At 61.5% G+C, this 22,668-nt stretch carries 25 protein-coding genes; 14 read left to right on the top strand and 11 right to left on the bottom strand.

Features of this window, described 5'->3' with window-relative positions:
* The 5 genes from Q355_RS0114725 to Q355_RS0114705 all read left to right on the top strand — a co-directional run.
* A partial coding sequence (locus tag Q355_RS0114725) for a transposase (protein WP_027878483.1) occupies positions 1 to 279 on the top strand: 279 nt, incomplete at its 5' end.
* Positions 280 to 324: 45 nt separating this feature from the next.
* Complete coding sequence (locus Q355_RS0114720) at positions 325 to 1,506, top strand: hypothetical protein (RefSeq protein ID WP_027878482.1); 1,182 nt, start codon at positions 325 to 327, stop codon at positions 1,504 to 1,506.
* Positions 1,507 to 1,676: 170 nt separating this feature from the next.
* Positions 1,677 to 3,422: an adenine deaminase gene (gene ade / locus Q355_RS0114715; protein ID WP_027878481.1), complete on the top strand. Its 1,746-nt coding sequence runs from the start codon at positions 1,677 to 1,679 to the stop codon at positions 3,420 to 3,422.
* Between the two features lie 6 nt (positions 3,423 to 3,428).
* Positions 3,429 to 4,721, top strand: a complete 1,293-nt coding sequence (gene guaD, locus Q355_RS0114710) for a guanine deaminase (protein WP_027878480.1) — start codon at positions 3,429 to 3,431, stop codon at positions 4,719 to 4,721.
* Between the two features lie 16 nt (positions 4,722 to 4,737).
* Positions 4,738 to 5,307 (top strand): NUDIX hydrolase, encoded by a 570-nt coding sequence (locus Q355_RS0114705; protein WP_027878479.1) that lies wholly within the window; start codon positions 4,738 to 4,740, stop codon positions 5,305 to 5,307.
* On the opposite strand, the gene Q355_RS0114700 is transcribed toward Q355_RS0114705, so the two are convergent.
* The 3 genes from Q355_RS0114700 to Q355_RS16610 all read right to left on the bottom strand — a co-directional run bounded on the left by Q355_RS0114700 (position 5,294) and on the right by Q355_RS16610 (position 7,168).
* Positions 5,294 to 6,094: a DNA adenine methylase gene (locus Q355_RS0114700; RefSeq protein ID WP_027878478.1), complete on the bottom strand. Its 801-nt coding sequence runs from the start codon at positions 6,092 to 6,094 to the stop codon at positions 5,294 to 5,296. The genes Q355_RS0114705 and Q355_RS0114700 overlap by 14 nt on opposite strands.
* A 7-nt stretch (positions 6,095 to 6,101) precedes the next feature.
* The gene (locus Q355_RS0114695; RefSeq protein ID WP_169735552.1) at positions 6,102 to 6,503 is read right to left on the bottom strand and encodes a PD-(D/E)XK nuclease superfamily protein; all 402 of its coding nucleotides are present in this window, start codon (positions 6,501 to 6,503) and stop codon (positions 6,102 to 6,104) included.
* Between the two features lie 113 nt (positions 6,504 to 6,616).
* A complete protein-coding gene (locus tag Q355_RS16610; RefSeq protein WP_156941943.1) occupies positions 6,617 to 7,168 on the bottom strand; it encodes a DUF1294 domain-containing protein in 552 nt (183 codons plus the stop codon).
* A gap of 178 nt (positions 7,169 to 7,346) precedes the next feature.
* Here Q355_RS16610 and Q355_RS0114685 point away from each other — a divergent pair, with 178 nt between their 5' ends.
* Together Q355_RS0114685 and Q355_RS0114680 are read left to right on the top strand one after the other, a co-directional pair.
* Positions 7,347 to 9,638: a 3-hydroxyacyl-CoA dehydrogenase/enoyl-CoA hydratase family protein gene (locus Q355_RS0114685; RefSeq protein ID WP_027878476.1), complete on the top strand. Its 2,292-nt coding sequence runs from the start codon at positions 7,347 to 7,349 to the stop codon at positions 9,636 to 9,638.
* A 308-nt stretch (positions 9,639 to 9,946) separates the two neighbouring features.
* Entirely contained in the window at positions 9,947 to 10,426 is a 480-nt protein-coding gene (locus Q355_RS0114680; RefSeq protein ID WP_036259706.1) for a TlpA family protein disulfide reductase, read from the top strand.
* Here the strand turns inward: Q355_RS0114680 and Q355_RS0114675 are convergent.
* Positions 10,409 to 10,780 carry a Fur family transcriptional regulator gene (locus Q355_RS0114675; RefSeq protein ID WP_027878474.1) on the bottom strand — a complete coding sequence of 124 codons (372 nt, stop codon included), beginning with the start codon at positions 10,778 to 10,780 and terminating at the stop codon, positions 10,409 to 10,411. The genes Q355_RS0114680 and Q355_RS0114675 overlap by 18 nt on opposite strands.
* 79 nt (positions 10,781 to 10,859) lie before the next feature.
* Between Q355_RS0114675 and Q355_RS0114670 the strand changes: the two genes are divergently transcribed.
* Positions 10,860 to 11,759: a metal ABC transporter substrate-binding protein gene (locus Q355_RS0114670; protein WP_027878473.1), complete on the top strand. Its 900-nt coding sequence runs from the start codon at positions 10,860 to 10,862 to the stop codon at positions 11,757 to 11,759.
* Between the two features lie 192 nt (positions 11,760 to 11,951).
* Positions 11,952 to 12,434: a hypothetical protein gene (locus Q355_RS16085; RefSeq protein WP_245597606.1), complete on the top strand. Its 483-nt coding sequence runs from the start codon at positions 11,952 to 11,954 to the stop codon at positions 12,432 to 12,434.
* Positions 12,435 to 12,441: 7 nt separating this feature from the next.
* Here the strand turns inward: Q355_RS16085 and Q355_RS0114660 are convergent, their stop codons facing one another.
* Positions 12,442 to 13,500, bottom strand: coding sequence for an N-acetylmuramoyl-L-alanine amidase family protein (locus Q355_RS0114660; RefSeq protein ID WP_027878472.1), 1,059 nt, complete (start codon positions 13,498 to 13,500; stop codon positions 12,442 to 12,444).
* Between the two features lie 170 nt (positions 13,501 to 13,670).
* On the opposite strand from Q355_RS0114660, the gene Q355_RS0114655 reads away from it, so the two are divergent.
* The gene (locus tag Q355_RS0114655; RefSeq protein ID WP_027878471.1) at positions 13,671 to 14,132 is read left to right on the top strand and encodes an FKBP-type peptidyl-prolyl cis-trans isomerase; all 462 of its coding nucleotides are present in this window, start codon (positions 13,671 to 13,673) and stop codon (positions 14,130 to 14,132) included.
* Here Q355_RS0114655 and Q355_RS0114650 read toward each other — a convergent pair.
* The gene (locus Q355_RS0114650) at positions 14,129 to 15,169 is read right to left on the bottom strand and encodes a YibE/F family protein (protein ID WP_027878470.1); all 1,041 of its coding nucleotides are present in this window, start codon (positions 15,167 to 15,169) and stop codon (positions 14,129 to 14,131) included. The two genes, Q355_RS0114655 and Q355_RS0114650, sit on opposite strands and share 4 nt — an antisense overlap.
* 110 nt (positions 15,170 to 15,279) lie before the next feature.
* Between Q355_RS0114650 and Q355_RS0114645 the strand changes: the two genes are divergently transcribed.
* The gene (locus Q355_RS0114645; protein WP_027878469.1) at positions 15,280 to 15,837 is read left to right on the top strand and encodes a YIP1 family protein; all 558 of its coding nucleotides are present in this window, start codon (positions 15,280 to 15,282) and stop codon (positions 15,835 to 15,837) included.
* Positions 15,838 to 15,879: 42 nt separating this feature from the next.
* On the opposite strand, the gene Q355_RS0114640 is transcribed toward Q355_RS0114645, so the two are convergent.
* The 5 genes from Q355_RS0114640 to Q355_RS0114620 are packed head-to-tail and all read right to left on the bottom strand — an operon-like array spanning position 15,880 to position 18,811.
* Positions 15,880 to 16,113, bottom strand: a complete 234-nt coding sequence (locus tag Q355_RS0114640; protein ID WP_027878468.1) for a Uxx-star family glutaredoxin-like (seleno)protein — start codon at positions 16,111 to 16,113, stop codon at positions 15,880 to 15,882.
* Between the two features lie 9 nt (positions 16,114 to 16,122).
* Complete coding sequence (hypE, locus tag Q355_RS0114635; RefSeq protein ID WP_051529454.1) at positions 16,123 to 17,151, bottom strand: hydrogenase expression/formation protein HypE; 1,029 nt, start codon at positions 17,149 to 17,151, stop codon at positions 16,123 to 16,125.
* A gap of 4 nt (positions 17,152 to 17,155) precedes the next feature.
* A complete protein-coding gene (gene hypD, locus Q355_RS0114630) occupies positions 17,156 to 18,268 on the bottom strand; it encodes a hydrogenase formation protein HypD (protein WP_027878466.1) in 1,113 nt (370 codons plus the stop codon).
* Positions 18,265 to 18,525, bottom strand: coding sequence for a HypC/HybG/HupF family hydrogenase formation chaperone (locus Q355_RS0114625; RefSeq protein WP_036259704.1), 261 nt, complete (start codon positions 18,523 to 18,525; stop codon positions 18,265 to 18,267). Before Q355_RS0114625 ends, hypD begins: the two co-directional genes overlap by 4 nt.
* Positions 18,512 to 18,811 (bottom strand): HypC/HybG/HupF family hydrogenase formation chaperone, encoded by a 300-nt coding sequence (locus tag Q355_RS0114620; RefSeq protein ID WP_027878464.1) that lies wholly within the window; start codon positions 18,809 to 18,811, stop codon positions 18,512 to 18,514. Before Q355_RS0114620 ends, Q355_RS0114625 begins: the two co-directional genes overlap by 14 nt.
* A gap of 164 nt (positions 18,812 to 18,975) precedes the next feature.
* Here Q355_RS0114620 and hypA point away from each other — a divergent pair, with 164 nt between their 5' ends.
* From hypA to hypF, 3 genes are read left to right on the top strand one after another with little or no spacing between them, the layout of a single operon-like run.
* Entirely contained in the window at positions 18,976 to 19,323 is a 348-nt protein-coding gene (gene hypA / locus Q355_RS0114615) for a hydrogenase maturation nickel metallochaperone HypA (RefSeq protein WP_027878463.1), read from the top strand.
* Between the two features lie 10 nt (positions 19,324 to 19,333).
* Entirely contained in the window at positions 19,334 to 20,074 is a 741-nt protein-coding gene (gene hypB, locus Q355_RS0114610; protein ID WP_027878462.1) for a hydrogenase nickel incorporation protein HypB, read from the top strand.
* Positions 20,075 to 20,082: 8 nt separating this feature from the next.
* Positions 20,083 to 22,374 (top strand): carbamoyltransferase HypF, encoded by a 2,292-nt coding sequence (gene hypF / locus Q355_RS0114605; RefSeq protein ID WP_051529453.1) that lies wholly within the window; start codon positions 20,083 to 20,085, stop codon positions 22,372 to 22,374.
* Positions 22,375 to 22,668: the final 294 nt, after the last annotated feature.

Genomic DNA, 22,668 nt, shown 5'->3' with positions numbered 1-22,668 from the left:
CGGAAGGTTCTGGTGCTGCTTTTGGACAACGCAGGCTGGCACCGGGCCAAAGACCTCCAGGTACCGCCCGGTCTGCTGCTGCTGCACTTACCGCCCTACACCCCCGAGCTCTCCCCGGCAGAGCCGGTGGTGCCTTTGCTGCGGGAAGCGGTGGCCAATGAGAGTTTCCCCAGCTTGGAGGCTTTGCAAGAGCGTCTGGCAGAGCGGTGTGTCTATCTCCAGGAGCACCCCGAGGTCATCCGGGGGGTGGCGGGGTTCGGGTGGATTCCTGAAGAATGACTATCTATCTAAGGTTGGTATAAGACCTCGAGGAGGAGAAGAACTATGTGGAAGAAATGGACGGCTTTAGGTCTTTTGGCGGCCCTGCTCCTGGCGGGGTGTGGTGGCGGGGGGAATCAGGCTTCACCGCCTCCCGGCGATCAGCTCAACGTCGCCGAGGACTCGGTGAACACACAAGCAGCTACTCTGTTGAACGATGCCATCGCCGCTTTTGATGATGTCTTGCCTGCAGGACTTGCGCCCCAGGCTACGGGCACGGAGCCCCCACCCCTGACGTTGGCCTACAACGGTGAGGAAAGGGTGCTTATCGGCGGTCCGTGGCGGCCTCCTTTCCCCTGGCCCCTTCCCAACGGGGTCAACGACTTGGACGGGAAGCCTCTCTTCATTACCATCAAACAAGCTTCCCCTCGCCCTCCCAAGTCCCATGTGGCCAGGCTCCAGAAGAACGACCGTGGGGAGTGGGAGGTAGCCTGGTACGGTGAAAGGGGTGCGCCGCCCGAGGTTCAACCTGCCACTGTGGAGCAGACCGGGCAGTTCGGAGACACGACCGGGGCTAAAGTAATCGTCAAGTTTTCTTTTAGACCCCCGGATAAGGTGGATATCATCATCATCATCTGCAAACGATGCAATACAATGGAGGACATCCTCTCCTCTCCCCGCATCCACGTGACGGCACCACTTCCCCAAGCCCTCCAGGGGCGTGAGGTAAGTAGCAACGCTGCTCCGGACGTGGAGAGCTTCGTAAACAAGCTTAAGGCGGTCTGTTGCGGGATTAAAAAGCCCTTCCCGCCCAACTGGCCTCCCCTCATCCTCTTCCGCAACGATGTTAGCGTGGTAGCTGTTCCCTACGATAACCCTAGGGTCAGAGAAGCCCAGAGTCTAGATGACCTGATCGGCCAGGACATAGGCTTCGTCTACGTGCGCAAAAAACCCATTCCTGGGGGAACTACCACCGATTGCGGGCCGAACGGGGTCTGGTGCCCGCCGAGAGAGGAGCCCTTCTACAACGTTAGGGTCATCAGGGAAAGAGAAGCCACCTTCATACAGTTTACCAAGCTCGGTAACCCCTCTCAGGTCGTGGCCACTTTGCCCGCGGAAGTAGTAGTGGAGCCGAGCGACGGGCGTGAGATCGGCATCATGGACAGCATTGACTCTCCGAACGAGCCTGTCCTGAAGATAAGGTGGCCAAAGATCAGGATCATCGTCATCATCAAGGTCGAAAGGTAAGTCAGCAAGAACAGTTCATCGGAGCGGGGATTCCCCGCTCCTTCTATTCTTGAAGGTCGGCCCATGCGGGTCTTTAGGGTTGCCATCCCGTTTGTAGTTTGGCAGGGCAACCGGGGGCCCGCGTGCCACCTGTTGCCGCAGGCAATTGCCTGCGGTAGCATTTTTGGAACATGGTCATAGAACTCTCCGAGCTAAGGCGGGCGGTAGACGTGGCAATGGGCCGCTGCCCTGGAACCTTGCTGCTCAAGAATGCGCGGCTGGTCAATGTGTTCACCCTGTCGCTTCAGCACACCCACATCCTGCTGGCCGGGCGGCTGGTTGCGGCGGTGGGCCTCGAGTACGCCCAGGCCGAGGCCGAGCAGGTGATAGACCTCGAGGGCCGCTGGGTAGCGCCGGGGCTCATTGATGGGCACGTACACCTCGAGTCCTCCCTGGTCTCGCCCGCGGAGTATGCGCGGGGGGTGGTGCCACGGGGGGTTACGGGGGTGGTGACCGACCCCCACGAGATTGGCAATGTGGCCGGGGTAGCCGGCATTGAGTGGCTGATGGAGGCCAGCGAGGGGCTTCCGCTCGAGGTCTGGGTCACGGTGCCCTCCTCGGTGCCGTCTACGCCCCTCGAGACCAGCGGCGCTACGCTGGGCCTGGCCGAGATCGAGCGGCTGCTGGCGCATCCTAGGGTGGTGGGGGTGGCCGAGCTGATGAGCTTTCCGGCTATTCTGGCTGCCGAGGAAGGCGAGCTGGAGAAGGTCATCCTGGCCGAGCGCTGGCGTAAGTCGCCCGAGGGCCACGCCCCTACCCTGACGGGGCCAGCTTTGCAGGCTTATCTGGCCACCGGCATCGCCTCCGACCACGAGAGCACCACCCTGGAGGAGGGCCGGGCCAAGCTCGAGGCGGGCTGCTTCCTGATGGTGCGGGAAGGTTCGACCACGCGCAACCTGGCGGCCCTGGCGCCGCTCCTGCGCCCCGAGCACGCCGACCGGGTGGGCCTGGTGACCGACGACCGGCTGCCCTCCGACCTCCTGCGGGAAGGGGGGGTGGACTTCCTGGTGCGCAAGGCCATTGCACTGGGGGTAGACCCAGCCTATGCCGTGCGGGCTGGGAGCTGGAATGTGGCCCGCCACTTTAGGCTGGCCCGGCGGGGGGCGGTGGCGCCGGGGTTCCAGGCCGACCTGGTGGTGCTGGACGACCTGCACAGCTTCAGTGCGGCCCAGGTGTATCAGCGCGGCAGGCTGGTGGCTGAAGGGGGCCGGATGTGCGTGGAGCTGCCCCGAACCAGGGTCTCGTCGGCGGTCTCCCATACCGTCCGGCTGCCCGCCCTACAACCCGCTGATCTGCGAATTCCAGCAGGCGCGGGGAAGGTGCGGGTGGTGCGGGCCATTGCCCACCAGGTGCTGACCGCCGAAGAACACCTCGAGCCGACCATTCGCGGTGGGGAAGTGGTGGCCGACCCCAGCCGCGACCTGGCCAAGCTGGTCTGCCTCGAGCGCTACGGCAAAAACGGCCAGATCGGCAAGGGCCTGGTAACCGCTTTTGGCCTGCAACAAGGGGCCCTGGCCTGCACCGTGGGCCACGACCACCACAACCTGATGGCGGTGGGGGTCTCGGATGCCGATATCATCACGGCAGCCAGAAGGCTCGAGGCCCTGGGCGGGGGCATGGTGGCCGTGGCCGAGGGCCAGGTGTTGGCCGAGCTGGCCCTGCCCATTGCGGGCCTGATGACCGATGAGCCGCTGGAGGCAGTGGACGCCAAACTACAAGCCCTCGAGGCCGCGGCCAAGGCCCTTGGGGTAAGCCTGCCCGACCCCTACATGGTGCTGTCGTTTTTGGGTCTGGCGGTGATCCCTGAGCTGCGTCTGACCGACTTTGGCCTGGTGGATGTGCGGCAGGGGGCGGTGGTGGGGCTCTTTGTAGAATAGCTTGCCATGACCGTAATCCTGCGCGGCCTGATCGTTCACACGCCCAAAAACCCTTTCCAAGAAGCCCAGACCCTAGAGGCTTTTTCCGATGGGGGGCTGGCCTTTCGCGCTGGGCAGATCATAGCGCTGGGAAGTTTTTCCGAGGTGCTGGCCCGGTTCCCGGAGGCCCAAGTGCACGACTGCCGCGAGGGGGTGCTGCTGCCGGGGCTGGTGGATACCCATGTGCACTACCCCCAGACCCGGGTGATTGGGGCCATGGGCTACTCGCTTTTGGACTGGCTCGAGCAGCGCACCCTGCCCTTAGAGGCCCGGCTTTCCGATAACCGGCTGGCCCGCGAGCTGGCCCGGGAGTTCGTCCGGCTTCTTTTGCGTAACGGAACCACCACCGCCCTGGTCTTCGGCTCGCACTTTCAGGGGGCCACCGCCAACCTGTTTGGGGCCGCTGAGGACGTGGGCCTGCGGATGATCGCCGGGCAGGTTTGCTCCGACCGGATGCTACTGCCCGCACTCCACACCACCCCCGAGCAGAGCTACGCCGAGCAGAAGATGCTGATTCAGCGCTTTCATGGTCGGGGAAAGCTGCGCTATGCGGTTACCCCGCGCTTTTCGCTTTCGGCCTCGGAAGCCCTGTTGGAAGTCTGTCAGACCCTGCTGCAGGAGCACCCCGACCTGCATTTCACCACCCACATCAACGAAAACCTCGAGGAAATACGCACCGTGGCCGAGCTTTTCCCCTGGGCCCAAAACTACCTGCACACCTACGACCGCTTTGGCCTGGTCGGCGAGCGCTCGGTGTTTGCCCATAACGTCCACCCCAGCGAGCTCGAGCTGCTGCGCCTGGCCGAAGCCAGAGCGGCCATTGCCCACTGCCCCAGCTCCAACGCCTTCATTGGCAGCGGCATCTTTCCCATGAAGCGCCACCTGGGCCACGGGGTGCGCTTTGGGCTGGGCTCGGATGTGGGGGGTGGTACCGGGTTCAGCCTGCTCAAGGAAGGCCTGATGGCCTATCTGGCCCAGCGCTACGCCCCGGACGGGGTGCGCCTGACCCCGGCCCACCTGCTGTACCTGGCTACCCTGGCCGGTGCCGAGGTGCTGGGTCTGGGCGAGGTGGTGGGTAGTTTTTCCCCTGGCAAGGCCGCCGATGTGATCTGGCTCAAGCCCCAGCCCGGCAGCACCCTGGAGGTGCACTTCCGCCACCTCGAAACGGTAGAGGATTTGCTGGGCTCGCTTTTTACCCTGCACGGCGAGGCCCAGGTGCACAAGGTCTGGCTCGAGGGCCGGGAAGCTCTCCTGGACTAGTGGTATCTTGGGCCGCATGGAACAGGTGTACGTCCTGCCAGCTTCGGTTTTTCCGCCCCCGCAGAATAGGCTTATTCCCCTCGAGGCCCCCCTTTTGCAGAAGATTGAGCTCGAGGGCTTCTTTATAGAACGACCCCGGGCCGAAGAAGACCCCACCTACCGCCAGATTATCCCCTATGCCCTGGTGCGCTACCGGGGCCGCTATCTGCTGATGCGGCGTACTCAGGGCGGCGGTGAGGCCCGACTCCACAACCGCTACACCCTGGGGGTGGGGGGCCACATCAACCCCGAAGACGTGGGCGACAACCCGGTGTTGGACGGCCTGCGGCGGGAGCTCCTGGAAGAAGTGGGCGTTCTTCGGTACACGGCAGAGCCGGTGGGCCTCATCGTTATGGCCGACAGCCCGGTAAGCCTGGTGCATGCGGGCGTGGTGTTTGTGGTGGACTCGGAGGACGAGCCCCAGGTGGTGGAGGTGGATAAACTGGAGGGCCATCTGGCTGGCCTGGAAGAAATCTGGCCGGTGTATGAGGGGCTCGAGGGCTGGTCGAAGGTGGTGGCGGACTGGCTTGGGGCTAGATGTTTTTGAATGCAAGCACCTCGAGGGCATCCTGGCGGTTTCCGTTGCAGCTAATGCGGCGTGGAGCGGACAGGGTTATTACCGTGTAGCCAGATTTGGTGTACAGATCGTAAATCCTGTCGGTGAGTTGATTGGATATGACCACCGGGCCACGATGTCGCTCTAAAAATTCGACCAACCGCACTTGGTCAGACCAGGAAAACCCACCTGGGCTGTATTGCGTAAACTCAACATCGTAAGGTGGGTCGGCGTACACAAAAGCTTCAGGGTCTATATCCAGGCTGCTGAAGTCGCCAGAAGTAAACGTCCAGCCCCGAAAAACTGCCTTGTATTCCAGGAAATTGGTTTGGTAGTTGACAGTTTTGTATTTCCCAAACGGCACGTTAAATTCACCCGAAGCATTGAACCTACAAAGACCGTTGTAGCCTGTGCGATTGAGGTAATAAAACAGTGCAGCGGCCTCAGCAGTATCGGCCCGTCCCTGGCGGATAAGCTGGTTGAACCGCGCGCGATAGGCTAGATAGGTGGTTCGGTCGTAAACCAGGGGTATTTCGATGTGCAACCCTTGCTGAACCCACCTGTAAAAGTTTATGAGATGTGGGTTAGCATCGTTCAATAGCGCCGTTTTAGGCCGAAGACCTAAAGTAACACCCATTCCACCGACAAAAGGTTCCACAAAGGGGCGCTCCCGATGCTTATTCCAGTACGGCTCAAGATGTTTTATCAGCCAGCGCTTTCCTCCTGCCCACTTGAGCAGCGGGGGAAGGCCAGGGCTAGAAAGTGGTTCAGCTATCATAAGCTCCTCAGCGTCTACAAAAGAAACGCTCAAGCCACAAGCTGGCGTACTTTTCGTGGACGAAACCTTCCACCATGGCCCAGCGCTCATAGGACTGGCGAAAACCGGGACCTGAGAAAACTACAATGGAGTGAACACCAAGCAGCCGGTCTCGCTTGGCTTCCTCCAGGGCTCTAAATAGCTTGTCCTCTGTGGAGCCGCTGGTTTTCTGCTCTTTGCACTCGATGAAAAGGTAGGGTTTATCATCTTTTTGCAATACCGCAATATCCACCTTTCGCTCGCTCTCGCGGATGGCACTCCCGAGCGGAGAAGGATACTCTACCTTCACGAGATACTTGTCGTTTAGACCACAGCTATCTAGGGTATGCAGCAATGAAGCTCTAATGCGATCACGCAAGCTTGCGGACATACTCAAGAGTTTATGCCAACAACCATTTTCTGACCAGACCATCTGAACAAGACATAACCTAGAGGTCGCTAACGAGAGGGAGACTTGAGCGGGCTGGATTCGGTGACAATTCTTCAAGCCACTTCTTTGTTGTTGAAGTGGCTATAGGCAACCAGCCCCAAAAAGCCCACAATGGCCGTGCCCCACCAGGGGGTTTCGACGTACAGAAAAACCACCAGTGCCAGGTGAAAAAAGCCAATTAACCAGAAAACCGCCTGGTAACTGCGTTTGACGGTTTTGTGTCGTATAAGTCGCTGCGCCAGCAGTCCAGCCGGCCAGCCTCCGATTAACTCGTAGAAGTGCAGGTTCCACTCCGGAACCCGCCAGCTACCTCGAGCAGCCTGGTACTTGTCCCACCCGTAAAGCCATAGGGTGATGAGACCCGCAGAAACATACATGACCATCAGCCATTGCTCTTTGCTGAGCTGCAACCTCAAACTTTCCAGCCAAAGCAGGCCTTCATCGCGGAGGGGAGAGGTTTGAAGCAGCAAGACCATAAGGGCAGTAATTGCTACAAGGGTCAGGGGCAGACCAACGGACACGCCCAGAATCCAAAAGACCACCCGCAACAGCATCAGCAAAAGCCCGCGCAAAGTGTCCAGGAGGATGTTGAGTGCATCTTTCATGGCCGATTGAGATTGTACTGGCTGGCTTTAGGTCTGCTGGTGGCATTTGAACTGCTAGACGCGGACAACCGACTTGTTATAAACTTTGACTCGGTATAAAAATAGCCAATGGCTAATAGCCAGGTAACAAAAAGCTGTGAGCCATGGGCTGTCCGCGACGATCTGGTCTGGAGGGAACATGCGAATCAAGAAAATTGGTGTGGTGGGTTCAGGTACCATGGGTGGTGCGATTGCAGCGCTGGCGGCCTCGGCTGGTGTGCCGGTGGTGATGCTGGATATACCGGGGCAGGAGGACAAGCTCGAGCTGGTCAAAAAAGGCCTCGAGCGTCAGCTCAAGAGCAAGCCAGCCAGCTTTATGGACAAAAGCCGGGCGGCCCTGATCGAGCTGGGCACCACTGACGAGCTGGAAAAGCTGAAAGACTGCGACTGGATCGTGGAGGTCATCATCGAGAAGCCCGAGCCCAAGCAGGCTTTGTTTGCCCGCCTCGAGGCCCTGGGGACGAAGGCCATTGTGAGCTCCAACACCTCCGGCATCCCCATGAAGACCCTGCTGGAAGGTCGGGGTGAAGCCTTCCGCAAGCGCTTTTTGGGCACCCACTTCTTTGCCCCGGTGCGCTACCTGCACCTCCTGGAGCTGATCCCCACCCCCGAGACCGACCCGGCGGTGCTACAGACCATGCGCCAGTTTGGTGAGCGCATTCTGGGCAAGGGCACGGTGATCTGCAAGGACGCCCCTGGCTTCATTGCCAACCGGTTGGGGGTATTCGGCATGACCCAGGCCATGCGCCTGATGATGTCGGAGGGCCTCACCATCGACGAGGTAGACGCCCTCACCGGGCCCCTTATGGGCCGCCCCAAGAGCGCCACCTTCCGCACCGGCGACATCTCCGGCCTGGATGTGCTTAAGTTGGTTTCCAGTGAACTTTCGCACACCACCGGCGAAGACTTCCGCATGCCCGACTGGGTGGAGCAGCTCATCCAGCAGGGCCACCTGGGCGAGAAGACCGGGGCTGGCTTCTACAAGAAGGTGGGCAAGGACATCTACACCTACGACTACACCAGCGGCGAGTACAAGCCCCAGCAGAAGCTGCGCCTGGATGAGATAGCGGCCATCAAAGACCTGCCCCTCAACGAGCGTTTGAAGCGCGTAAGCGAGCTGCCCGGCAAGTACGGGGCTTTCGCCCGCAAGCTGTTTTTGATTAACGCCCACTATGCCCTCGAGAAAGCCCAGGAAATCGCCTACGACATCGTCTCGGTAGACCGGGCGCTGGAGTGGGGCTTTGCCTGGGAGCAGGGCCCCTTCAAGAACATGGACGCGGTGGGGCTGGACTACTTGCGCAAGGGCTTTGCCGAGCTGGGCCTGTCCGAGCCCGAGCTGCTGCAAAAAGCCCAAGGGAGCTTCTACAAGGACGGGCAATACCTGGGCTTCGATGGGCAGTACCACCCCATTCCAGCAGAGGAAGGCGTGATCCGCCTCGAGCCGCTCAAGGCTGCGGGTAAGACCCTGTTGGAGGGGAAGGAGTATGCCCTATTAGATCTGGGCGACGGGGTGGCCCTCTTCGAAAACCGGGCCAAAATGGGCACCTGGGGCGAGGGCTCGATCTCCGGGCTGCACAAGTCGCTGGACTGGGTGGATGCCCATGGCTACGCCGGTCTGGTGATCGGGCATGAAGACCCCCGCACCTTTAGCGCCGGGGCCAACCTGGCGCTGGTGCTGATGGCCGTGCAGGAAGGGGCCTGGGACGACCTCGAGCTGGCCACCCGCCGCTTCCAGCAGACCTCCTTGCGCCTGCGCCGCTCGCCTTTCCCGGTGGTGGCGGCGCCCTTCGGGCTTACCCTGGGGGGCGGGGCCGAGTTTAGCTTGCACGCTAGCGCCATTCAGGCCCACGCCGAGCTCTATATGGGCCTAGTCGAGACCGGGGTGGGTTTGTTGCCGGGCGGTGGTGGCACCAAGGAGCTGCTCTTCCGCTTTACCCAGGAGCTTGCGGCCTACGGGCCCGACATAGACCTGTTTGAAGGGGTAAAGCGGGCCTTCCAGATGATTATGCTGGCCCAGACCTCGACCAGTGCCTTGGAGGCCCGCAACATGGGCTTTTTGCGCCCGAGCGACGGCATCAGCATGAACCGCGACCGCTTGATTGCTGACGCCAAGCGCCGGGTGCTCTTTATGGCCCCCGACTTCGTCCCGCAACCCCCCGCCAAGATTCGTGCCTTGGGCAAAGATGCCCTGGGCAACCTGCGCTATGCGCTGTGGCAGTTCCAGGAAGCCAAGCAGGCCAGCGAGCATGACGTGGTGGTGGGGAATGCGGTGGCCTATGTGCTGTGCGGCGGCGATGGGCCAGCCCGCGAAGTAACCGAGCAGGACATCCTGGACTTAGAGCGCGAGGGCTTCCTGAAGCTCTTAGGCACCAAGAAGACCCAGGAGCGCATCGCCCACACCCTCAAGACCGGCAAGCCCCTGCGGAACTAGCCCGCGCATACCCAGCACAAGCGAGGCCCCATCCTGGTGAAGCCGGGGTGGGGCCTTGTAATCTTGTAATAGGGCAGGGGAGGCCTGCTCGTACCGCGTCATGGCCTAATACCAGATTCGGTTAGTTCGTCACCGAACGGTGACGAACTAACCCGACCGAAGGGAGTGCTCTAGGATTCAAAAAGATAGCCCCTTGATGTTTTTTGTTTGAAGAGTATCTTTTTGAATCCGGTATAACTCGGTTTCTGCGGTGCGATATGTATTCTGTTTCGCCGAGATGCCCGGATTAATTTCGTATCCTTTACGAGATGAAGCTTTGGATGTGGTTTGCCGTTCCTCTAGCGGGTTTGCTGGGTTTTTGGCTGTTGCAGCCCAAAGCCCCTACGGTAGAAGTGTTGCCCTCGGCTGCCCTCGAGCGTATAGATGGTCAGATGGTAAATCTGGCCGATTTCAAAGGTAAGCCCATCGTGCTCAATGCCTGGGCTACCTGGTGTGGGCCGTGCCGCCGCGAGATGCCCATGTTGGTGCAGGCGGCCCGGGCCAACCCCGAGGTTCATTTCGTGTTTTTGAACATCAGCGATGGCCCAGAGGCCGTAAGGGCTTTTGAGAAAGAGCTCGGGCTCAAAATACCCAATGTGCTGCTCGATCCCGAGGCCAGGCTTAGCGAGCCCCTGCGTATTCAGGGCCTGCCGGTTACGCTTTTCTACGATGCTGAAGGTACGCTGGTGAACCGCCACATCGGCGAGATTAGCGCGGTAAAGCTAGAGGCCTTACTGCAAGCATTCTGAACAGCGCCCATACAGCACGATTTCGTGCTTCTCGGTTTTGAATCCTTTGGGCAGCATAAAGGAGAAGTCGCCGGGGCAGCCCTCGAGCTCAAACACCTTGCCGCAGAGGGTGCAGTGGAAGTGGTGGTGGTGTGTTTTTCCGGATAACTCGTAGCGCGGGGCCTCTCCCGGTAGCTCGACTGGAACCGCGCTGCCCTCTTCGACCAGCCCTTTGAGGGTACGGTATACGGTAGCGATGCCGAGGCCGGGTACCTTGCGACGGGCGGCCTCGAGCACCTCGCTGGGGGAAAGGGGTCGGTTGAGCTCTCGCATCACCTCACGGATGGCCTGCCGCTGGCGGGTGGAGCGTTCCATGTGCCTCAGAATACCAGAGTCGGCCTTGACAATATGATAATGAGTTATCATTATAGGAAGGAGTGTACGGAGGCAATCCATGCGAAGTATCGTTCAAATAGGGTTTGTGCTGGCGCTGGGCCTTACGGTGGTACAGGCGCAGGGAATATCGGTTACGGCCACCACGGGTTTTATTGCCGACATGGTGCGCAATGTGGGGGGTAGCCGGGTTGCGGTGGTGCCGGTGGTGCCCGATGGGAGCGACCCCCACAGCTTCGAGCCGCGTCCTTCGGTCATACAGGCCATTAGTAAGTCCAGGGTGTTGTTTGCCAACGGGCTTGGGCTCGAGCCGTTTTTGCATAAGCTCGAGGCCCAACTCCCCCGCAACGCCCGGGTGGTGGAGCTGGCCGACGGAATGCCCAACCTGATCAAGGTGACCGAAAAAGAAGGCCACGGGCATGAGAAGGAACACGACCACCAGCACGCTGCCTACGACCCCCACCTGTGGCTCGACCCCACCTACGGCATCCGCTACGTGCAGAAAATACGCGACACCCTAGTATCGCTCGACCCTGCCGGGCGGGCAGCCTACACCCAGAACGCCGCCCGCTACATCGAGCAGATCCGCCAGGCCGACGCCACGGTACAGCGCTGCCTGGCCAGCATTCCCCCGGCCCGCCGCAAGCTGGTCTCCCAGCACGAGTCGCTTGGCTACTTGAACCGCTACTACAAGCTCACCAGCATCGGAAGCATCGCTGATTTTGTGGGGCAGGAGCGCGGTCCCGCCAGCCTGGCCCGGCTGGCCCAGGCCATGAAGAAGCAGGGCGTGCGGGTGATTTTTGTCGAACCGCAGTTTTCCCAGAACCAGGCCCGCGCCCTGGCCGAGGCCACCGGGGCCCGCATCGTGCGCATCTACTCCGATGCCTTCGACAATACCGTCAACACCTACCTCAAGCTGATTCAGGCCAATGGCCAGGCCATCTGTCAGGCCTTCCGGTGATAGATGCCGCAGCATGCGGAAGGTTGGGCAAAAAAGAGTGTTGCTTCGATTGGTGTGGCCTGTTTCGGCTGAAATGCTTGGCCCAATGCACCTGCTCTGGCAAAAAAGCACTGCTTCGACCGGTGCAGGTGAAGCCTCGAGACCACAAAACCCACCACACCGACTTTAGCGTTTTGTGTAGGTGCTCCGATCATGAGCTGCCGTCCAGCCCAAAATCCGCTCGCGGTGCAGTTTTGGCTGTGGGGCCAGGACGTGCTGGCGGGCTACCTCGTGGCTTTCGGCTTCAGGAAATACCCCAACCCTTTGGGAAAGGGCTCTAGCATCTACCGCAAGGAGGGGGTGGGGCTGCACTCTAGCGCCGCCTGGCAAAAGACCTCCCAGGGCGTATTGGTCTATGTGCGACCTGCCGAGGGTTTTTTTCTATTGGAGGATGACAGCACCCTGCCGGCTCTGCCCCGTCGGGCCGAGACTATTAACTGTGCCTGGGGCCTCGAAGCCCTGCATCCCTTTGTAGAGGCCTACGAGGCCTGGATCGTGCAACAGGCAGGGCTGACTTATCGCAAAGGCCTATTGAGCAACCTGCCCCCTGCGGCCCGGCGCGCCAGGACGGCTTGGGAAGGCTGGGTATTCGCACGGCCACCTTTGTCCGAGGTGATGCTTGAATACACCGTTTGAATGCCTTCTAACGCTGGGCATTGCCGCTGTTCAAAAAGGCCATAATGCCCTTGGCCAGCCCGCTGGCAAGCTGGGCGCGGTAGACGCTTGTGCCCAGTTTTTTGCCTTCGCTCGGGTGGTTCACAAAGCCCACCTCGACCAGGATGGCCGGAATGCGGGCGTTGCGGATGACGTAAAAGGGCGCCGTCTGAACCCCCCGGCTCACCGCGCCGGTCTCGTGCACCATCGCACGCAGGGTTTTGAGGGCGAGCTGCTCGGAAAACTTAAGGTTGGCCTGGGCCAGCAGGTCGCTCATGAGCCGCTGAGCCACGCTTCGGGCTTCCTGGGTCAGGCGCTGCCCCAGTGCGCCGCCCCCGTTTTCCAGAATGGCTTTGGACAAAAGCCGCTGGTCAATGGTCTCGCCAAAGTAGTACACCTCAATCCCCTGGGCCGCTCGCTCGGCGGCGTTGGCGTGGATGGAGACGAACAGGGTGCGCTTGCTATCGGCCATAGCGGCCCGCATTCCCAGGTCGGTGGCCTTGCTGGCCGACAGATGGCGGTCGCTGCTGCGGGTAAGCACCACCTGGATGCCCCTGGCCTCGAGCAGCCGCTTGGTGCGCAGGGCAATGTCGAGCACCACTTCCTCTTCGCGTACGAATCCTACTGCGCCGGGGTCCAGGCCCCCATGGCCGGGGTCGAGCACCACCACCGGCGCAGGCGCTTTGGCGCGGGGCCGGGTGCGGGCGGCAACACTGCTCTGCACCTCGAGCACCAGACGGCGGGGGTTGGAAAGCGCCTGGGTGCGGTAGCTCGTGCCCGCTTTGAGGGTTACCACATAGGTCGAGCCACCCGGACTGGGGGCGGCGCGGTAGCCCACAACCTGGGGGGTGTTGAGCAAGGTTCGCAGGGTGCGCGGGGGCGTGCCCCAAAATCGGATGACCACCTCGTTGCCCTGACGACTCAGGCTAAATTTTGCCTCGCCGGGGATGCTAAATACCAGCCGGGTAAGGCCACTTTCGGTGCCCACTCGAGGTTGTGCAAAGCCCAAGCAGGACAAACCTACCATCAAAGCAAGAAAATACCGCATCTAACGGGATTGTAGCGCTTAGGCATGAGATTTGATATGAACCCTAGAGGCCACAAGAATACTTTGGCTGACAATCCCAGCCCAGCAAGCGAGCCGGTGAGCCCAATAAGCCCGCTTTTCCTGAGGCATGCCGGGGGCCATAATGCTACCAGCAAGCCAGGAGGCATCCGATGTGGGTAGATATCAACAGCGTAGTGAAACTGGAGTATGAGCTATGGGTGGAGGGCCACAAGTTCGAGGGTACCGATGGCCACCCCAAAACTATCCTGATGGGCCACGCCCCCGAGCTGCCCAGGGGCCTCGAGGCCGCCCTGCTGGGCAAAGCTCCAGGTAGCTACCAGGAGATGGTACTCCCGGAACCCTATGACCCGGCCCTCTGTATCCAGGTGATGGCCAGTGAGTTACCCGACCCTCCCCGACTGGGCCGAGGCTACAGCGGTGAAGGACCGCAAGGTGAACTCCTGCTGTACCGCGTGGTCGCCATTGAGGGGGAGCGGGTTATGCTGGACGCCAACCCGCCCCTGGCAGGAAAGACTCTCGAGTACCGCTTTACCATCCTTAGTGTGCGCCCTGCCGAGCCAGGGGAGCTCGAGCACGGCCATGTCCACGGCGAGGGTGGGGTTCACCATTAAGACCCAGGCCACCGCCGTTCGATGTAGTCCAGCTTGCGACCCCGTACCAGCCAAGCTGCCACCAGGGTGGTAAGGGGAACTGCCAGTACCAGCGCCAGCGAACCAACCAGCATGGTCACAATTTCAGCGGCGAAGGTTTCGTTGTTGAGCAGCAACGCCAGCGGAACATCGCTCTGGCTGAAGAGCAGCAGCAGCGGAAGCGAGCCTGCTGCGTAAGCCAGAATCAGGGTGTTGACCAGGCTGCCGATGTGGTCAAAGCCCACCGACATGCCCCTGGTGTAAAGCTCCCGCACGCTGTAGCGGGGGTTGGCCTGAACCAGGGCCTGTACCACAGCGGCCTGCGTGACGGTTACATCGTTCAGAGCACCCAGGGCCCCCACCACCACCCCGGCCAGGTACAGCGAGACCAGATCCAGGTTACCCCCGAGCTGGAATCGCGCTAAAAAGGCTTCCTCCGAGGTCAGGCCGGTAAACTGCATCCACTCCGTGAGCAGGGCCGATAGCACCAGAGCCGACAGGGCGGCAAAGGTGGTGCCGATAAGGGCCGCGCTGGTTTTGCGGTTGATGCCATGCACGAAATAAATCGAGAGCGCCAGGATGCCAAAAGCCCCCACAAAGGTAACCAGCAGCGGGTTGTTGCCAGCCGCAATCTGCGGCACCACAAAATAGGCCAGAACGCCCATGCTGGCCGCCGTACCCAGCAGGCCCCGCAAGCCCTTGCCACGTCCCAGCGCCACTGTGGCCAGCACGAAAAGCCCCAGCAATATCCACAGGTATTGCAGCCTGTAGGGCTCGGCGAGGTAGGTCTTGCCGTCAGCCTGGTAGACCACCACCAGTTGTCCGACGCGAAAATCGAGCGCATCCGCAGGGAGCTCAGCTTTTTTAAGCTGGCTCCCAATGCGTACGGTTGCGCTCTCTTGACCAAGCGCCACTATGCGGGCAATGGCGTATGCACCAGGGGCAGCGGGTTCTGGCCCGGCGTTGTTTTGCGCCCAGGCCAGGCCTAAAACGAGCAGAAGAGCAATCCACAAACGCATGGCTCAATCCTATTGGGCTTTTGCATGAGAGGGACAACGACGACTATCCAGCCTGGCCTTTATTTTCGTAGTAAACTACATGAGTAGCAAAAACAAAAGGGGGACACACGATGAATACCACGCCGTCCATCACCGACACCGTTATGAACATGATAGGCCAGAGCGTCCAGGTATTGAGCAAACCCAGCGTAGAAACCTTCGAACAGTACGAAGATAAAGGCACCCTTCGCGAAGCCATCATCTACGTGCTGATTGCCTCGGTGATTACGGGTTTGCTTGGCCTGGGAGGGGGGATAGGTGGCTTCCTGAGTGGGATTATTAGCACCATTGTGGGGTTTCTGGTTTTCACCTACCTGGTGCACTACGTGGGCAAGTCGCAAGGGGGTACTGGAACGCTGGACAACGTGGCTTATACTTTTGCCTTGTTCTGGGCGCCCATCAACGTACTGTTTGCGGTGATTAGCCTGATTCTACTGATTACCCTGATTGGCATCTTTCTGATTCCCTTGCTGGTTATTGCGGCCCTGGTTATCAACGTCTACTTTGCCTATCTGGCGGTGCAGTCGAGCATGAACCTGCGAGAAAGCGGCAAGATTTGGATTACGCTGGGGGTGGCTTTTGTGGGAACCCTGGTGGTCAGTCTGGTTATTGCCTCAATCTTGAGCTAAACGAGGAAGCATAATTTGATGCGTTGAGCCTTGTGTGCCTTGCTATGAATCCTTACCGACCACACAGCCCCGCCCCTGCCAGCCAATCTGTACCACCTGATTATCCTGCACCAGCACCGGTACGGTTCGCTGGCCGTGGGTGAGACGCAGCATGCGCTTTAGCGCTTCTGCATCGGACTCCACGTCATATTCTATAAACTCCAGGCCACGCCACTGCAAATCTTCGCGCAGCTCGGCGGTAAAAGCACAGCCAGGTGTACCGAAAAGCTCCAGCACAATTTCCCCCTAGCAAATTCTGGGCAAGGGGTCGCCCACTAGCATATCCACGACCCGGCTCGAGCCATACCCGTTGGTTGTATAGACCACCCCACCCGGTTTTTCGAGTACCTCGCCCACCAGCACAGCCTCCTGACCGCCAGGGCTACGCTGAACAGCCTCGAGCGCAGTCTCGGCAAACTCGCTGGATACAATGGCGATAAACTGCCCTTCGTTGGCAATGTGTAGGGGATCCAGGCCCAAAATTTCACAGGCCCCCCGCACCGCCTCGCGCACAGGGATGGCCTCCTCGTCCAGCCTGAGGGCCAGCCGGGTTTCGCGGGCCAGCTCGTTGAGGGCAGTGGCAACCCCACCCCGGGTTGGGTCGCGCATCCAGCGCAGGCCGGGGGCCGCTGCTTCGATGAGGGCCTCTACCAGGGGCCAGACGGAGCGGGTGTCGGATTTCAGGTCGGCCTCGAGGTCGAGTTCCCCCCGCGCCAGCAACACGGTAATGCCGTGGTCGCCAATCGGGCCAGATAACAGAATTTGGTCGCCCGGACGCACTGCCTTGGCCGAAAGCGCAACCCGGCTGTCCACCCGGCCAATGCCGCTGGTGCTGATATAAAGCCCATCGGCCTGGCCGTGCTCCACCACCTTGGTATCGCCCCCCAGCACCGCTACCCCCGCCCGCTGGGCTGCTGCTTGCATGGCCTCGAGCTCGGCTTGCAGTGTTTCGACCGCCAGGCCCGCCTCCAGAATCAGGCTCGAGAGCAGCGCCAGGGGCCTGGCCCCCGAGACCGCCAGGTCGTTGACGGTGCCGTTCACCGCCAGCTCGCCGATAGATCCTCCCGGAAAACGCAGGGGCCTGACCACAAAGCTATCGGTAGTAAAAGCCAGCGACGAGGTGTCCAGGCTGAGCAAAGCCGCATCGTTTAGCGCGGGGTTGCCAAGAATGGGGGCAATTAGCCCCTCGATGAGTCGGCGGCTGGCCTTACCCCCCGCGCCGTGGGCAAGCTCGATCTGGGTGTCCTTGAAGCGAATGGATGTGGTTTTGCTCATGGCTTCAATCCTCTGCCGCCACCGGGCCCCGGTGGTAATTGTAGTAAGCGGCACAGGCCCCTTCCGATGAGACCATCAGTGCGCCCAGGGGGTGCTCGGGCGTGCAGGCTTTGCCAAAAAGCTGGCACTGGGGCGGCTTGAGCAGGCCCCGCAGCACCTCGCCGCACTGGGCGGCCCCTGGTTCTGTAGCGCGCACCCCCGCCACCCCAAAGCGCACCTCGGCGTCCCAGGCAGCAAATGCCGGGCGCAACTTGAGGGCTGAGTCGGCAATGAAGCCCAGCCCCCGCCACTCGAAGGTGGGGCGGAGCTCGAAGACCTGCGCCATAACCGCCTGGGCGGCGCGGTTGCCTTCCCAGGAAACTGCCCGCTCGTACTGAATTTCCACCTCGGCCCGGCCCTGGTTGAGCTGCCGCAGCAGCATCACCAGGCTTTGCAAGAGGTCGAGCGGCTCAAAGCCCGAGACGACCACCGGCCTTCCGTATTCCCTGGCGATGGCCTCGTAGGGCGCTGCGCCAATCACGGTAGAAACATGCCCCGGCCCGATAAAGCCATCCAGGCCAATTTCGGGTGAGTCCAGAATGGCCCGCATGGCCGGAATGATGTTGACGTGGTTGCTAAAGACGGTGAAGTTTTCGATGCCCATTTTTTGTGCCCGCAACACCGTGAGGGCGGTGGAGGGGGTGGTGGTCTCGAAACCTATAGCAAAAAAGACCACCTGCCGGTCGGGGTTTTTTTCGGCCAGCTTGAGCGCATCGAGCGGTGAGTACACCATGCGGATATCCGCGCCTTTTGCCTTTAGCTCGAGGGGCGAGCCCATCTGGCCGGGAACACGCATCATGTCGCCAAAGGCCGTAAGGGTGACCTGTGGATTCTGGGCCAGCTTGAGGCCGTCGTCCACCCGGCCCATGGGCAGCACACACACCGGGCAGCCGGGCCCGTGAATGAGCTCGAGGTTCTCGGGCAGCAAATCCTGTAGGCCAAAGCGGTAAATGGCATGGGTGTGCCCGCCGCAGACCTCCATGATGCGGTAGCGCCGTTCGGGATGGGCAAGGCGGCGAATTTCTGCAGCCGCCATTTCGATGAGCTGGGGGTCGCGGAACTCGTCGACGTATTTCACGGTTCCTCCTGTGCGCTCGAGGGCCGGGGTAGCCTGTGAATGGCGACGCCCATATGTACCAGGAGCACATCACCTATTTGCAGGTCGGGAAACAAGTCGATGGCTACGCTGGCCTGCTGGCCCGAACGGTCTTCTACCAGGGCTTCGCAGCCTTCTACTTTTACCACGTAGACCGGCACCGCCACATCACCGCAGGTGGTGCAGCCGTCCTGGTCGAGGGTGCAGCTACTGTAAAACTCCAGATCAACTGGGGGCATCTGGCCTTTGCTCCTCCTCGGCAAACTGGTAGCCCTCGAGCTCATCCAGGGCTGCGTTGGCCTCGCCCAGCAGGTGCAGGGTGCGGAGCTGTTCATGAGCCATCTCCTCGCTGATTTTGCTCATGGCAAAGCCCACGTGAATCAGCACCCAGTCGCCCGGTTTTAGTGCTTCCTGTGCTAAAAGCATGAGGTTGACCTGCCGACGCACGCCCGAGACCTCGACCATACCGAGCTGGCGAGTTTCGTCTTGAAAACCAAGCAGTTTGGCTGGAATCGCCAAACACATGGGATTACCTCCTTTGGCCAGTAGTTGATATAGGGCGCACCTGGATTTGAGGTTAGCACCGCCATAGTCCTGCGGCAACGGGGCAAAAGTCCTCAGGGGCATCTGTCTGAGCAGGAGTTGCTAAACTGGCCTAAACACAGCGGCTCTGGCGCTATAAGGGATATATGCATGAGCTGGGTCTGGCTAGAAGCATTCTCGAGATCGCCGAGGCCTACGCCCGCCGCGAAGGGGCCCGTGCCATCCGCGAGATTGGCCTGCGGGTGGGGGCCCTGAGCGGGGTGGAAAAGGAGGCCCTCGAGTTCGCCTTTGAGGCCGCCAAGCAAGGAACCCTGGCCCAGCAGGCCCGGCTGGCGGTGCAGTGGGTGCCGCTGGTGGCTTATTGCGAGGCGTGCAAGAAGGAGTTTGAGGTGGCAAGCCCCTTTGGTATCGCTTTGTGTCCGGTCTGCAAAAAGCCCACCGCCACCCTCGAGCAGGGCCTCGAGCTAGGAGTGGACTACCTGGAGGTAGAGTAGAGGAGAGCCCATGAACGAGCGCAAAGAGATAGAGATTGGCCTGTCGGTGCTGGCCGAAAACACCGAGGAGCGCGGGCGGCGCATTCAGGTGGAGAAGGGCGTGATGGCCCTCAACAACCAGTACGCCGCCGCCAACCGCCAGCGCCTGGAGGCGGCTAGGGTCAAGACCCTAAACCTGCTTTCTTCGCCAGGGTCGGGCAAAACCACCCTGCTGTCGCGCACCTTGCAGGAGCTTGCGCCCCACCTGCAGATGGCGGTCATCGTGGGCGACCTGGCTACCGACAACGATGCCCAGCGCCTTCAGGTGGGCGGGGCCACCGCGGTGCAGATCCAGACCGGCAGCCTGTGCCACCTCGAGGCCGCCATGGTCTCGCGGGCCCTTGATGCAATCAACCTAGAGGAACTTGATCTGCTCTTCATCGAAAACGTGGGCAACCTAGTCTGCCCCGCCGCCTACGACCTGGGCGAAAGCGCCAAAGTGGTGCTTTTTTCCACCACCGAGGGCGAGGACAAGCCCCTCAAATACCCCCGCGTCTTCAAAGAGGCCGACCTGGTGCTCCTCACCAAGAGCGACCTAGCCGAAGTGCTGGGCTTCGACCGCAGCCGGGCCCTGGAAAACCTGCGCCTGGTCGCACCCCAGGCCCGGGTGCTGGAGGTCTCGGCCAGAAGCGGGGCAGGTATGCCGGACTGGTATCACTACCTGTTTGCGCTTCTGGGGCGGGCGATGCCCCAAAACGCGCACGGCGTTTAGCGCCCCTTATGCGCCACCTATCTGGCCCCCCTGAGGCACAGACCCTGCGCTTGCGGGTGCGGGGTGTGGTGCAGGGGGTGGGCTTCCGGCCCTTCGTGTTTCGCCTGGCTACGCGCCTGGGGCTTTCGGGCTGGGTGCAGAACGACCTCGAGGGCGTTCTGATAGAGGTCTCGGGGCCGCCCGATGCGCTGGAGGCCCTGGTTCGGGCCATTTCCGCCGAGGCCCCCCCGGCGGCCCGGGTCGAGCAGGTGGAAATCCTAGAGCAGCAGCCAGGCCGCCTGCCCGGTGGGTTTGCCATTGTCCAGAGCGAGGCCAAAGGCCCCCTTTCCACCCGCATCTCCCCCGACCTCACCCTCTGCCCCGACTGCTTGCAGGAGCTCTTCGACCCCAGCGACCGCCGCTACCGCCACCCCTTCATTAACTGCACCAACTGCGGCCCCCGCTACAGCATCACCCTGCAACTGCCCTACGACCGCCCCCACACCACCATGCGGGCCTTCGCGATGTGCCCGGAATGCGCCGCCGAGTACCACGACCCCTACAACCGCCGTTTTCACGCCCAGCCCATCGCCTGCCCCGTGTGCGGCCCTCAGGTTCATCTGTGGAACGCCCAGTTGCAGCCTATTGCCTCGCAGCACCCGGCCATCGAGGAAGCCGCACGGCTGTTGCGCCTGGGGCAGATTCTGACCATCAAGGGTCTGGGCGGCTACCATCTGGCCTGCGATGCCACCCGCGCCGAGGCAGTAGAGCGCTTGCGGGCCCGCAAGAAGCGACGCTACAAGCCCCTGGCCCTGATGGCGCGTGACCTCGAGGCCCTCTGGGGCTACGTCGAACTGGATGAGCCTGCTCAAGAGCTTTTGCAGAGCCCAGAGCGCCCCATCGTGCTGCTGCCCAAAGGCCCCAAACCGCTGCCCGAGGCCCTGGCCCCCGGCAGCCCCGACCTGGGGGTGATGCTGCCCTACACGCCCTTGCAGCACCTGCTTTTTGCCGAGGGCGCCCCGCCCCTCCTGGTGATGACCAGCGCCAACCGCTCGGGTGAACCCATGATCTACCGCGACGAGGAGCTCGAAAAGCTCCTGGGGCTGGCCGACTATTTTCTGGTCGGTGAGCGACCCATTGCCCGCCGTGTAGACGACTCGGTAGCGGCCCTGGCCGATGGCAGGCCGATGCTGCTGCGCCGGGCGCGGAGTTTCGCGCCGACCCCCATCCTGCAATCGGAGCGCTTTCAGCGGCCCATTCTGGCACTGGGGGCCATGCTCAAAAACAGCATCGCCCTGGCTGCCCGCGGCCAGGTGATTGTGAGCCAGCATCTGGGCGACCTGGAAGAACTCGAGGCCCGCCTGGCTTTCTACGAAACCATCCGAGACCTGACCCAGATGTACCGGATGGATCTGGAGCAGACCCTGGTGGTGCACGACCTGCACCCCGACTACCCCTCCACCCAGTACGCCGCCGAGTTGCCCGGCCCCAAACGGGCCGTTCAGCACCACCAGGCCCACATTGCCGCGGTGCTGGCCGAACACCACCTGTGGGACCAGCCGGTGCTGGGGTTTGCCTTCGACGGGGCCGGGCTGGGGCTGGATGGGGCCATCTGGGGCGGCGAGGTGATGCTGGGTTCCCTGCAGACGGGCCTGCGGCGGGTGGCCCATTTGCGCTACGCTCCCTTGCTGGGCGGCGACGCCGCAGCCGTGCTGCCGGTTCAGGCTGCGGTGGGGTTTGTTCGGGAGCTGCGCCACTGGGAAGACCACCTGCCCCAGCACCCGGTGGAGCAAGGGCTGAAGCTGCTGGCCTCGAGGCTGCCCATCCCGTCCACCAGCAGCGTTGGTCGGCTGTTCGACACGGTGGCCGCCCTGCTGGGCTTCCATAGCCGCCAGGACTTCGAGGGGCAGGCCGCCATGTGGCTCGAGGGCATAGCCCGCAGCGCCCCGCCGGAGTCCCAGGCCCGCTATACCCTTTCCATCCTGCCTACCAACCCGCCTCAGTGGGATTACCGCCCTTTGCTCGAGGCCATCCTGACCGACATGCAAAAGGGCTTTGCCAGAGAAAAAATCGCCCGACACTTTCACCACGCCCTGGCCGAAGGGGTAGCCAGTATGGCCCAGCACCTGCGCGAGCTGCACGGCCTTTCTGCCGTAGCACTTTCGGGTGGGGTATGGCAAAACCGCCTGCTGCACGGGCTGGCCCTACACGTGCTGCGGGCGCGGGGTTTTGAGGTGTACTGGAACCAGGCTGTGCCACCTGGCGATGGAGGCATTGCTTTGGGGCAGGTGGCCCTGGCCCAGATGCCCGAAATGGCCTAGGCAGGACTTTTTTCCCTACACAAACGCATCTGGCACTGATACAAATATAGCAACCCACCTAAGTGGGTATCCCCAAAAACGCTTGTGGGTTCCCCTCCCTAGCCCACAAGCGTTGTTGTTTTGGTTGTGCTCGAGCTTTCGCCCGAGTGCAACCAGTCATAAGCGTCCCAGAGTTCGCAGCAAGAGTTTCAATCCTCACTCGAGCTTTCGCCCGAGTGCAACGCGCTCCCCGTTCATGTTCTGGGCGTTAGGCCCGTGTTTCAATCCTCACTCGAGCTTTCGCCCGAGTGCAAC

It is taken from the genome of Meiothermus cerbereus DSM 11376 (assembly GCF_000620065.1).
In the GTDB taxonomy this organism is placed as follows: domain Bacteria; phylum Deinococcota; class Deinococci; order Deinococcales; family Thermaceae; genus Meiothermus; species Meiothermus cerbereus.
Note: the sequence above shows the minus strand (reverse complement) of the source record. Positions and strands in the feature narration are given on the sequence as shown.

What these genes read in the sequence shown, in the direction of transcription:
- Q355_RS0114645 (WP_027878469.1), top strand. Translation starts at nt 15,280, where the DNA reads ATGAATACCACGCCGTCCATCACCGACACCGTTATGAACATGATAGGC.
- Q355_RS0114620 (WP_027878464.1), bottom strand. Translation starts at nt 18,811, where the DNA reads ATGTGTTTGGCGATTCCAGCCAAACTGCTTGGTTTTCAAGACGAAACT.
- hypF (WP_051529453.1), top strand. Translation starts at nt 20,083, where the DNA reads ATGCGCCACCTATCTGGCCCCCCTGAGGCACAGACCCTGCGCTTGCGG.
- Q355_RS16085 (WP_245597606.1), top strand. Translation starts at nt 11,952, where the DNA reads ATGAGCTGCCGTCCAGCCCAAAATCCGCTCGCGGTGCAGTTTTGGCTG.
- hypB (WP_027878462.1), top strand. Translation starts at nt 19,334, where the DNA reads ATGAACGAGCGCAAAGAGATAGAGATTGGCCTGTCGGTGCTGGCCGAA.
- Q355_RS0114650 (WP_027878470.1), bottom strand. Translation starts at nt 15,169, where the DNA reads ATGCGTTTGTGGATTGCTCTTCTGCTCGTTTTAGGCCTGGCCTGGGCG.
- Q355_RS0114675 (WP_027878474.1), bottom strand. Translation starts at nt 10,780, where the DNA reads ATGGAACGCTCCACCCGCCAGCGGCAGGCCATCCGTGAGGTGATGCGA.
- guaD (WP_027878480.1), top strand. Translation starts at nt 3,429, where the DNA reads ATGACCGTAATCCTGCGCGGCCTGATCGTTCACACGCCCAAAAACCCT.
- hypA (WP_027878463.1), top strand. Translation starts at nt 18,976, where the DNA reads ATGCATGAGCTGGGTCTGGCTAGAAGCATTCTCGAGATCGCCGAGGCC.
- hypE (WP_051529454.1), bottom strand. Translation starts at nt 17,151, where the DNA reads ATGAGCAAAACCACATCCATTCGCTTCAAGGACACCCAGATCGAGCTT.
- Q355_RS0114705 (WP_027878479.1), top strand. Translation starts at nt 4,738, where the DNA reads ATGGAACAGGTGTACGTCCTGCCAGCTTCGGTTTTTCCGCCCCCGCAG.
- ade (WP_027878481.1), top strand. Translation starts at nt 1,677, where the DNA reads ATGGTCATAGAACTCTCCGAGCTAAGGCGGGCGGTAGACGTGGCAATG.
- Q355_RS0114700 (WP_027878478.1), bottom strand. Translation starts at nt 6,094, where the DNA reads ATGATAGCTGAACCACTTTCTAGCCCTGGCCTTCCCCCGCTGCTCAAG.
- Q355_RS0114660 (WP_027878472.1), bottom strand. Translation starts at nt 13,500, where the DNA reads ATGCGGTATTTTCTTGCTTTGATGGTAGGTTTGTCCTGCTTGGGCTTT.
- Q355_RS0114680 (WP_036259706.1), top strand. Translation starts at nt 9,947, where the DNA reads ATGAAGCTTTGGATGTGGTTTGCCGTTCCTCTAGCGGGTTTGCTGGGT.
- Q355_RS0114685 (WP_027878476.1), top strand. Translation starts at nt 7,347, where the DNA reads ATGCGAATCAAGAAAATTGGTGTGGTGGGTTCAGGTACCATGGGTGGT.
- Q355_RS0114670 (WP_027878473.1), top strand. Translation starts at nt 10,860, where the DNA reads ATGCGAAGTATCGTTCAAATAGGGTTTGTGCTGGCGCTGGGCCTTACG.
- Q355_RS16610 (WP_156941943.1), bottom strand. Translation starts at nt 7,168, where the DNA reads ATGAAAGATGCACTCAACATCCTCCTGGACACTTTGCGCGGGCTTTTG.
- Q355_RS0114720 (WP_027878482.1), top strand. Translation starts at nt 325, where the DNA reads ATGTGGAAGAAATGGACGGCTTTAGGTCTTTTGGCGGCCCTGCTCCTG.
- Q355_RS0114625 (WP_036259704.1), bottom strand. Translation starts at nt 18,525, where the DNA reads ATGCCCCCAGTTGATCTGGAGTTTTACAGTAGCTGCACCCTCGACCAG.
- Q355_RS0114695 (WP_169735552.1), bottom strand. Translation starts at nt 6,503, where the DNA reads ATGTCCGCAAGCTTGCGTGATCGCATTAGAGCTTCATTGCTGCATACC.
- Q355_RS0114655 (WP_027878471.1), top strand. Translation starts at nt 13,671, where the DNA reads ATGTGGGTAGATATCAACAGCGTAGTGAAACTGGAGTATGAGCTATGG.